Origin of the sequence: Clostridium facile (assembly GCF_014297275.1) — a bacterium.
Lineage (GTDB): Bacteria > Bacillota > Clostridia > Oscillospirales > Ruminococcaceae > Massilioclostridium > Massilioclostridium facile.
In genome coordinates this window covers 891,735-901,989 of record NZ_JACOQK010000001.1, presented here as the reverse complement: position 1 = coordinate 901,989, position 10,255 = coordinate 891,735, and the positions used below count along the sequence as shown (strand labels likewise).

General features: G+C 37.1%; 4 protein-coding genes. All 4 read right to left on the bottom strand.

The window, feature by feature from the left end:
• Positions 1-379: 379 nt before the first annotated feature.
• Positions 380-922, bottom strand: a complete 543-nt coding sequence (rbr, locus tag H8Z77_RS03710) for a rubrerythrin (protein ID WP_069988816.1) — start codon at positions 920-922, stop codon at positions 380-382.
• Between the two features lie 464 nt (positions 923-1,386).
• Positions 1,387-5,892 carry a glycosyl hydrolase gene (locus H8Z77_RS03705; protein WP_186996215.1) on the bottom strand — a complete coding sequence of 1,502 codons (4,506 nt, stop codon included), beginning with the start codon at positions 5,890-5,892 and terminating at the stop codon, positions 1,387-1,389.
• A gap of 764 nt (positions 5,893-6,656) precedes the next feature.
• A complete protein-coding gene (locus H8Z77_RS03700) occupies positions 6,657-9,170 on the bottom strand; it encodes an ATP-dependent Clp protease ATP-binding subunit (protein WP_069988813.1) in 2,514 nt (837 codons plus the stop codon).
• 51 nt (positions 9,171-9,221) lie between these two features.
• Positions 9,222-10,250, bottom strand: a complete 1,029-nt coding sequence (locus H8Z77_RS03695; RefSeq protein ID WP_069988812.1) for a protein arginine kinase — start codon at positions 10,248-10,250, stop codon at positions 9,222-9,224.
• Positions 10,251-10,255: the final 5 nt, after the last annotated feature.

Sequence of the window (10,255 nt, the reverse complement as noted above, 5' to 3'; positions counted from 1 at the left end):
CCAATTAAAGCTTTTTATGATTACAAAATGGAATCATTCTATTTTAATAACTTGTATTAAAACCTACAATTTTTGAAAACAAGTTATTTTAAATAATATATTGTATTATTTAAGTAAATTTATATATATTATAACATATTGATTGTAATAATACATCCTATATAATTGACAAAAAATATATCCTAAATTTGTAATAGCCTTTTGTTTTATACGGAATAATACCCATTAAATTATATTCATTATATCTGAACCATTTGAATTCTTTATTACTCAATCTATAAAAAACGGATGAACAACAATTTACTGTTCATCCGTTCTTTAAAATTATACCATTATACTAATTTGATTATTATGGATGCTGTGGTTCATCCCTCGTATTTTAATAATTTTTGGATACTAATTGGAAGTATGCTTTTGGATGGGCACAAACTGGACAAACCTCTGGAGCTTGTTTGCCAATATGGATATGACCACAATTGGAGCATTGCCATACCATATCTCCATCGCGGGAGAATACAATACCTTCTTCGATATTAGAAAGGAGTTTACGGTAACGTTCTTCGTGTTCTTTCTCAATTTTTGCTACTTCGCGGAATAAATACGCAATTTTAGAAAAACCTTCTTGTTCCGCTTCTTCCGCAAATTTTGCGTACATATCGGTCCACTCATAGTTTTCCCCTGCCGCTGCATCTGCCAGATTGGTTTCAGTGTCTGGAATAGCTCCATCGTGTAGCAATTTAAACCAGATTTTAGCATGTTCTTTTTCGTTGTTAGCGGTTTCTTCAAATAATGTGGCAATTTGTACATAACCGTCTTTTTTTGCTTTGGATGCGTAATAAGTATATTTGTTTCTTGCTTGAGATTCTCCAGCAAATGCTGTCCATAAGTTTGCTTCTGTTTTACTACCTTTTAATTCTGGCATAAGAATAGCCTCCTTTTATCTAATTTTAGCTAAATTATACCATAATTAGAAATATTTTTCAACCCTATTTGATAAACAAATAAGAAATATTCCTATTTTTGATCATTCTAATAATTTATAAACAAGAAATTTTAATAGAATTGTTGTATTGCTATCAACAGTCATTTTCCAATTTTATCAAAGGTATCTCAATGTGGTATAATTTTACTTGTTACCCACTATAATATCTTCGAATTATTTCAATTTTTTATACTCTTATTTTGCATGTAGTTGCTAATCAACTTTAGAGATCATGAATACGAAAAAACATTATCAACAATATTTAAAATTGTCTTTGGTTCAGTCTTTTGATTTACTCCTAGTAAAATCCGTTTTTTATTCAATATGACAAAAATCAGCACCATCCATTGAATAGATGATGCTGATTTGCTTATAGGACTATATTTTAGTGTAACATAAAGTCTTTAAAAATTATTGTTCTTACGGCATATAAACAATGTTATTCCTGCAACCGCCAGCACTGCGATTCCAGCAATTGGAGCAAAATCCCCTGTTTTCGCTGCGCTGGTTTTGGTTGTTGTATTTTCCTGTCCGGTTTGGATAGTATTGTTATTGGTAGTTAGTGTTTCGTTTTCTGTTCCTTTTACTACCATTAAGCCATCCATTGCACTCTGTACATTAGTTACTGCTGCATCTACTTCTTCCTGACTTGCGTTTTCATTTTCCAGTACCGTTTTTGCTTCATTTATTGCTGTTGTCAGTACTGCGTAACTCTCTGTTGTATATGCAGATGCATCAATCTTGTTTGCTTCTTCTATTACTTCTTCTAGAATACTTTTATCCGCTTTGAATCGCAAGTTCAACATTGCATTTAACAAATCATCCGCTACTCCATTGATTTCCTCCTGCATTGCGTCGCCATTCTTGTATACTGTTTGTGCTGTTTCTAGTACTGCTATGAATTCTGCTTTGCCGGATTCCATATAACGGTCTAATTCTCTGTTGATTTCTTCCGCCGCTGCGATTAAGCTTGCTAATTCTGTTTTATCCCCTGCAATAAATCCCAGTTTATGGATTTCATTCAACAAGGTCTGCCATGCCTCATCCACTTCTGCTTGGGTTGCCGCACTATTTTCTGCTATTGTTTTTGCATCTGCCAACGCTTTATCAAAGGATTTTTGTACCGATTCAATTGCGTTGTCATATTCCCCGTTTGCTTTTGCCTGTTCCGCATAGGTAATCACAGAATTTAAAATATTTTTGTTTACCTCTGTAGGAGAAGTAACCTTAATTGTTTGTTCAACATACGGAATGATCCTTGCTTGAGTTGGTCCATAACTACGGTATTTAACGGAATAACCTTCCATATTTTGTGTTTTTTCCTTTTCTTTTATTGCACCACGGTCAAGCTGAACATTTGTCAGATTCGAGCTATATTCCATTTCAATTGTATTTTCTCCCTTAACCAGATAATCAGAGATATCAATAACAGGATTATTCATATTAACATCAGCTGTTTTTTTGCCGTTGATTGTTAGCTGCATTGACTGTACTAGATTTCCAAAATCAAGGTATGCGCCATTGGCGTTTCCATCCCAATGAAATGTTGCTGAATAATACCCTTTTCCGGAAATGCTCTTTCCAATTTCGGGTATTTGGTCCCATGTAGTAAGTTTATCCAAAGTAACATTTGTATTTGTTTTTACAGTAGCTATTGTATGCTCTGTAGTTGTCAGTCCTAGCACTTCTTCTGTACGGAAAATTTCTTCCCCAGGAGTCCAACTTTCTACAGTTAAGTTCCAATTTGTAATATCATATGGCTGTGGTACATCAAACGTATATTGAACCTCAGTTCCATTACTTAATTTGGTAGTAGAATCGCCGCTTTCCGTCGCACGTACAACGATTTTATCATTCATCGTATATGTTTTGTCTGCATCAGTAGATACTACATGTAGTTTTTCCTGTTCCACTGGCTCAAATGCGTAAAGGGCAACATCTCCATAATCCAGGCTAATTGGGAATACCGTTTTTCCATCTTCATAGCGATAGTTGGAAACTTCCGTAACTTCACCTGACCAAGCATCAATATAATATGGAATAAAAGTTCCATCCATTTTGATTTCGGTCTGAGCGTTTAAGCCATGTCCCATCCCTGTAGTATGGTTTTCTCCACAATATTTATCATTGCAATAGTTGTACGCATAAAGGTACATATTATCGCCATCCTGACGAACCTGGGTTAATAGTTGATAGTTCTCCTCGGCAAATTCTGAGTAAGGGTCTACACCTAATTCTTGAAGTGCTTCATAAACATCGTCCGCTGATGCTACACTTTTAACAGTAGGTAATGTTTTAAGTTCTTCTATAATTGCTTTTAACTGCTCATCGTTTCCGTCATTGTATGGAGTTTGAACTGCTGCATTATCCTGGATGACAACTTTTAAGCCTTGTTTTGCATAATCCAGGATTGCTTGTGCTCCATCTAAAGTAAGCCAGTTTTCATATAAAACAAGCGCTTTATATCCAGCTAGCTCTAAAGTCTGTGTTTCAGTATCAAAATACACATCTTCTGAATTAAAGAATTCTGGGCTAAAGTAATCATAAGTATATCCATGGTCTTGTAATTCAGTAGACTGGAAATAACCAGGCATTACTTCATGCCGGAGCAGCCAGTTCTGATGCTTTTGTTTACCAGAAACAGAAGGAGCTAAAATCAATTCACCATATTTCATATGGACCATGCCAATATCGGTACGGGATTTTCCTTCACGTAACAACTGCTGTACCCTTCCCAGATGGTCATTAAATTCTTTATATTCACTATATCCTGGTTCCCGTAATCCAAAAACAGGAAGAGAGGATATACTTTGGAATCCTGGCCAGTTTATCCCAACAGATTTTGGCGCCCACTGGGAAGTCCAAACATGCCAGTTCATTCGGCTAACACCAGCCGCAAATTGTACATAAGCTTCCTGCATTAAAGTCTGATAGTCATATGCATAGCTATAGTCTGCATGCGCTCCTGTTTCACTGGATAAAATTTTATTTTCCAGATGAGCCCCACCACTCCAGAGACGATACATATCCAGTTGATTTGCCTGGTTATAGCGTTCCGTTTCTGGATAATCTACCGCCATAGATGGTTCAGAAATCTCAAGATATTTTCCATAAGAAATCTGAACTCGTAATTTAATGCCAAATTTATGTAACCAGTCACGCAAGGGAATTAAAAGATTTTCCATATACAGCTCTGTCTGTACATCATGGAAATCGTTCAGGATGCGTTGTCCAAGGTTAGCGTCATCTAAATTATAAGTACCAAAAACTTCTGGATGCCAGTCAATCCCTTTTGGTTGAGGAAGGCCCACACCCAAAATCAAATATGGTGTAATATCATAGCCTTTACGGGCTTTAAATTCCTCCGCAAAATCATCCGACCAGTTTGCAAAGCCTTTTCCAGTTGTGTATTCCAAAGAATCCATAAATAATTGGACGTCACCTTGTTTGATTTTTTCATTTAAAGCCGGATCGTTTAATACATGTTCCATCCAGTATTCTTTAGTAGCGTTTACACCTTCCTGATCAAAATAGTTAATACAATAGGAGGGTTTCGTGGCTGGTTTTGATTCCTGTGCAGTCCCTTGTTGCCAGTAGTACATTAAAATATAATCGCCATTATCAGGAGCAGTCCAATCAAGGGTACCGGTACGGTTATCCTCATTCAGAACAACCTGGTCAGTAACATCAATGATGTTGTTAGAATCAAGTTCAATTGCCGAGTTTACCTCACCTTCGACCTGTTTTAAACCAGCTTGGAACATTCCATCAACTACTTCTCCGCCATCAAAGCCGGTGTCAGAAGGATCTTCAAAGTCCTCCTCAAAAATAACAGTTCCTGCTGCGTCTTTGACAATAATATTATCATAACGTCCCAATTCTTCTGTACCGTTAGCATATTTAATATTGTGGCGGAACATTAATTTACCCAATGTAAAATCGCCAGTTTTGTCTGTAGGTATATTGTATGTAACTGCGGAAGTATCACTTCCATTAAAATAGGTGTCAATGGTTTTTCCGTCTTTTACTTCAATTTTCATATGGATTTTTTTACCAAATATTTCTGAAGCATTATATCCAATCGCTTTTGTAACATCCAGATTTTTTGTGTCAACCCACTGTCCGTTTTTACAAACATGGGGGCGTAACAACACTTTACCATTTCCTCCATCCAAGGTATTAATCTGCCACATTAAAAAGTTGTTTTTATCTTTTGCACCAAAGCATAAACCAGTGTTTTGTTTATCCAAAATAACATCGGTTTCAATGGTAAAAGTATGTGGGTCAGAACTGTTTTCCCGTGTTTGAATCACACGATAATCCTGAGTAATTGGATTGTTTCCTGTTTTTTTGTAAGCATAGGCACCGATAAAGGTGGCTTTTTCCCGAAGGTCTCCATTGGTAGGTATTGCCCCCGTACGGGAAGTTCCCGCTGTAAGCTGCTCATTTAGCTGAAATACACACTGATTTGCCGCTTGGCTGTCCGGATCCAATCCTGGAACATTGGTAGTATTCCAGTTTGTTCCAGAAGTCAGGCCCAATGTCATTCCTAAGTCAAGTGCTTTGTTCATCACTAAATGAAAATCATGGTTCCATTGGTCAGAACCATATCCATAGTCTCCAGCATTAATATTTCCATTATCAAGTTGACACAGCTCTATGCCACGAAATCCAGCATCATAAATTGCTTGTACCTCTTCTTCCAAAGTTTCATCTGTGTGTGCACCTTCTGCCATCCACCAGCGTACTTCTGTACGGTTTTCAATATCTGGAGCAGTATAATGATTGACTAATTGGTTATAAAAATCTGAACTAGCCCCTTCCGCTGTTGCTGTAGAAAAGTTTCCTATTAGGATACTGGTTGACATAGCCAGCACCAAACCTAAAGATAAAAGCCTTCTTCGCTTCATTTTTCAATTTTCCTCCTCATAAAAACATTGATGTGTAAATCAATTAAATCTCTTGAATTAGATCAAAAAAATACCCATATTTATTTCAATGTGCATTATGATATTACAAACCTCCTTTCACAACTTAAGCTGCACATTTAAATAACAATATTACATGATATGGTAGTACATGTAGTAAAAATTAGCGCCCATTCCAAGCTTTATTTGGCTTGTATTTCTAATTTATACTACGCATTATTAGAAAAACTATGGTATCACATGGATACTATTTAAAAATAAATCCCATTTTTTACTTATTAAATTGTAACATATTACCTAATGCGAAACAATATAAATATTCGACAAATAATAATAGCTATATTTGGCAATATAACTATTTTATATCAACATTTTTTGGTTTTATTTTTCTTTTTAATGTTTTTAGCTATTACGTTTTGATTAAGTTATTTTTTAGTTTATTCTATATTCAATCCACCAATGCATAAAAATTTACATAGAAAGTAGTATGGGTTATCCGGTTTATAGAGGTTAGATACATTAATTTCATTCCTTATTTTAGCAAAGTTTTTTATTGTCAATACAATTTTTAAGAAGATATTACCTGTTTAATCGTATTTTTTCGCAAAAATTAAGTTTAAAGACATAAAAAACAACACCTCCTAAAAATGGAGATGTTGTTTTTTTGGAGTGTATCATTTTATTATAACATTTCTAGATGGGAAAACCGGTTGGGGCTAGTTTCCCCATCTAATGTGGAATTGGTATTACGATTGAGGGTCAACTGTATTTTCTGATGTAGGATTTTCTTCTGTTTTTGGATTCACAAGAAAATCAAACGCATCATTTTTATAAATCAATTGGATGGTATCCCCTGCTTTCATTTTGCCTTCCAGCATTTGTTCTGAAAGCAAATCTTCAATTTCAGAGGTAATGGCACGACGCAATGGACGAGCACCATAAACAGGGTCAAACCCTTTTTTCGCAATGGCTTTCACTGCATCTTCTGTATAAGTCATAGAAATTTCTAGGCTGTTAACTCGTTTTACAAGGCTATCTAGCATTTTTCCTGCAATCTTTTCGATATTTTGATCGTTAAGTTTATGGAACACGATGATATCGTCCACACGATTGAGGAATTCTGGACGGAAATGACGTTTTAATTCAGACAATACTTCATTTTTAATCTTTTTATCATCTTGTAATAACGCATTTGCATCATTGGAAGCAGCCGCAAATCCAAGGTTTTTGTGTTCCGTGATAAACCTTGCACCAATATTGGAGGTCATGATGATAACAGCGTTACGGAAATCAACACGACGTCCCTGGGAATCGGTTAAAATACCATCTTCTAGAATCTGAAGCAACAGATTGAATACATCTGGATGAGCTTTTTCGATTTCGTCAAACAGTACTACGGAATATGGATGACGGCGAATACTGTCGGTTAGCTGGCCACCCTCATCAAATCCAACATATCCTGGAGGAGAACCAACCATTCTGGATACCGAGTGTTTCTCCATGTATTCGGACATATCAAGACGAATCATCGCATTTTCATCCCCGAAAAGGGATTCTGCCAGGGCTTTACACAATTCGGTTTTACCAACACCAGTTGGCCCCAGGAAGATAAATGAACCGATTGGACGTTTTGGATCTTTTAATCCAACACGGCCACGGCGGATGGCTTTGGCAACAGCGGTAACTGCTTCATCTTGGCCGATAACACGTTTATGAAGGATGTCCTCCATGTGTAAAAGACGTTCACTTTCTGTCTGGTTTAACTGCTTGACAGGGATACCAGTCCAGCTAGCAACGATTTCTGCAATTTCTTCCTGACCTACCTCGCCAGTAACACGAGCATTCTTTTCCTGCCACTGAGATTTTTCTGTTTCCAGCTTGTTTTTCAGCTCTTTTTCTTGGTCACGGAGTTTCGCTGCAGTTTCAAAATCCTGGGTGTTTACCGCTGCGGACATCTCTTCTTTTATCCGTTTAATTTCATTTTCCAGGTCTTTTACATTGTTTGGAGCTGTAAAGGCTTTTAACCTTACTCTTGATGCTGCTTCATCAATTAAATCAATTGCCTTGTCAGGCAAGAAACGGTCGGTGATATAACGAGATGACATCTGCACAGCAGCTTTAATAGCTTCATCTGTGATTTTTACTTTATGGTGGGCTTCATATTTATCCCGCAGCCCCATCAAAATTTTAACGGCATCTTCTTGGGAAGGCTCTGATACAGTAACTGGTTGGAAACGACGTTCCAAAGCAGCATCTTTTTCGATGTATTTGTGGTATTCATCAATGGTAGTGGCACCAATTACTTGTAGTTCCCCTCTCGCCAATTGTGGCTTCAGGATATTTGCAGCATCTACAGCGCCTTCTGCCGCACCAGCCCCTACAATGGTATGCAATTCATCAATGAACAAAATGGTGTTTTTGGATTTTGCCACTTCGTCCAGAGCGCCTTTAATACGTTCCTCAAAATCACCACGGTATTTCGCGCCTGCCAACATAGCAGTTAAATCCAGGGAAACAACACGTTTATCTTTCAAGATTTCTGGTACTTCCCCTAAAACAATTTTTTGAGCGAGACCTTCTGCAATTGCTGTTTTACCAACGCCAGGTTCCCCAATTAAACAAGGATTATTTTTGGTACGTCTGGATAAAATCTGGATAACACGTTCAATTTCTTCCTGACGTCCAATTACTGGGTCAATTTCTCCATCCTTAGCCATTTTTGTTAAATCATGGCCATATTTATCCAACACGCCAGAAGATTTTCCATTACTAGAAGAAGCACCACCCTGTTGGTAGGGGTTTCCACCCTCTGCATTGATTGGCCCATTGGAAATTTCCTCAACACACTGGTTATATAGTTCGGAAGGATTAGCACCCATTTCCTGCATAAACAGGACACCATAACTATCCTGCTCATTCAACAGAGCAATCAAGATATGTTCTGTCCCCACATAACTATGGCCCAACTGTCTAGCTTCTCGGATAGAACGTTCCAAAATCCGTTTTACTCTTGGGGTAAAGTCATTTGGCGTCATCTGACTAGAAATTCCTTTTCCAATAGCTTCGGTTAATTTTTGTTGAACAGAATCCTCTGTAATCCCCTTTTCATGAAGAAGGGTGGCGGCAACGCTATCTCCGCAAGCCAAACCGTACAGCAGGTGTTCTGTACCTACACAGGTATGGCCTAATTTTCCTGAAATAGAGATGGCATCATTTAATGCCTTATTTGCTTTTTCGGTAAATCCATTAAATACATACATAATAATGACCTCCTTTATTTTTTGGTGATCTATTTATATTAACGGTATCATCTATTTGGTAAGAATCTGTTGTACCATTTGGGCACGGGCAGCGTCTCTTTGATGGGCATCTAAATCCTTTTTATAGTACAAGCACAAAGATGATGGCATATAGTAAGCAGTAATCTCATTGATTTGTTCTAGAGAAATATCCGTTAAAATTCCCATGGAAACACCTAAACGGACGGAGGATAATAACTGACTGCATTCTTCACCAGAAATTAATTTGGCATATTTTAAAATTGCGTAACTTCTCCAGATAGCATCCAAAAATCCATCGTTATCCTTTAACTGGTTACGGGCATTCTGTTCTTTTTCTATAATCTGTTTAGCAATATTTTCCAAATTTTGAATTGCATTCTGTTCCGAAATTCCCAGTGTAACCTGATTGGAAATGGTATACATGTCCCCTTGAACGTTAGTCCCTTCGCCAAAGCTTCCACGGATGGTCATACCAAGCTTTCCAAGATTATTAGATAATTGTTGGATGGCATTAAACTGTTTTAGTGCTGGAAGATGAATCATGACAGATGCACGCATCCCTGTCCCCAAATTAGTTGGGCAAGCGGTTAAAAATCCTAACTTTGGATCAAAAGCGTAATCCAGTTCATGGTCAAAATAATCATCAATTTTATTGGCAAGGTCTAGCGTATGTTCTAGGTCAAAACCAGTAGAAAGTACTTGAATCCGGATATGGTCTTCTTCATTGACCATAATGCTAATACTGTCATCCTCTGAGATTGCTACAAAACCTGTTTTCGTATTTCGACTTAAATCCAGGCTAATTAGATGTTTTTCCAGCAAAGAATAAATTTCCTTTTCACTCATATCCGAAAGTTTTAGATATCGGAATTTATTCTCTCCCATTTGAAGCTGTTCCAAGGCTTGTTGTACCAGTTTGGACAATTGGTTTTGTTGGTCGATTGTCATTCTATCCTCAAAAGGAAATTGTTTCAAATTTCTGGCTAATCTGATCCGGGTACTTGGAATCAGATTGGATTGTGTGCCATTTTTGAAATACCATTGTTTTAACGCTGTCATATAGA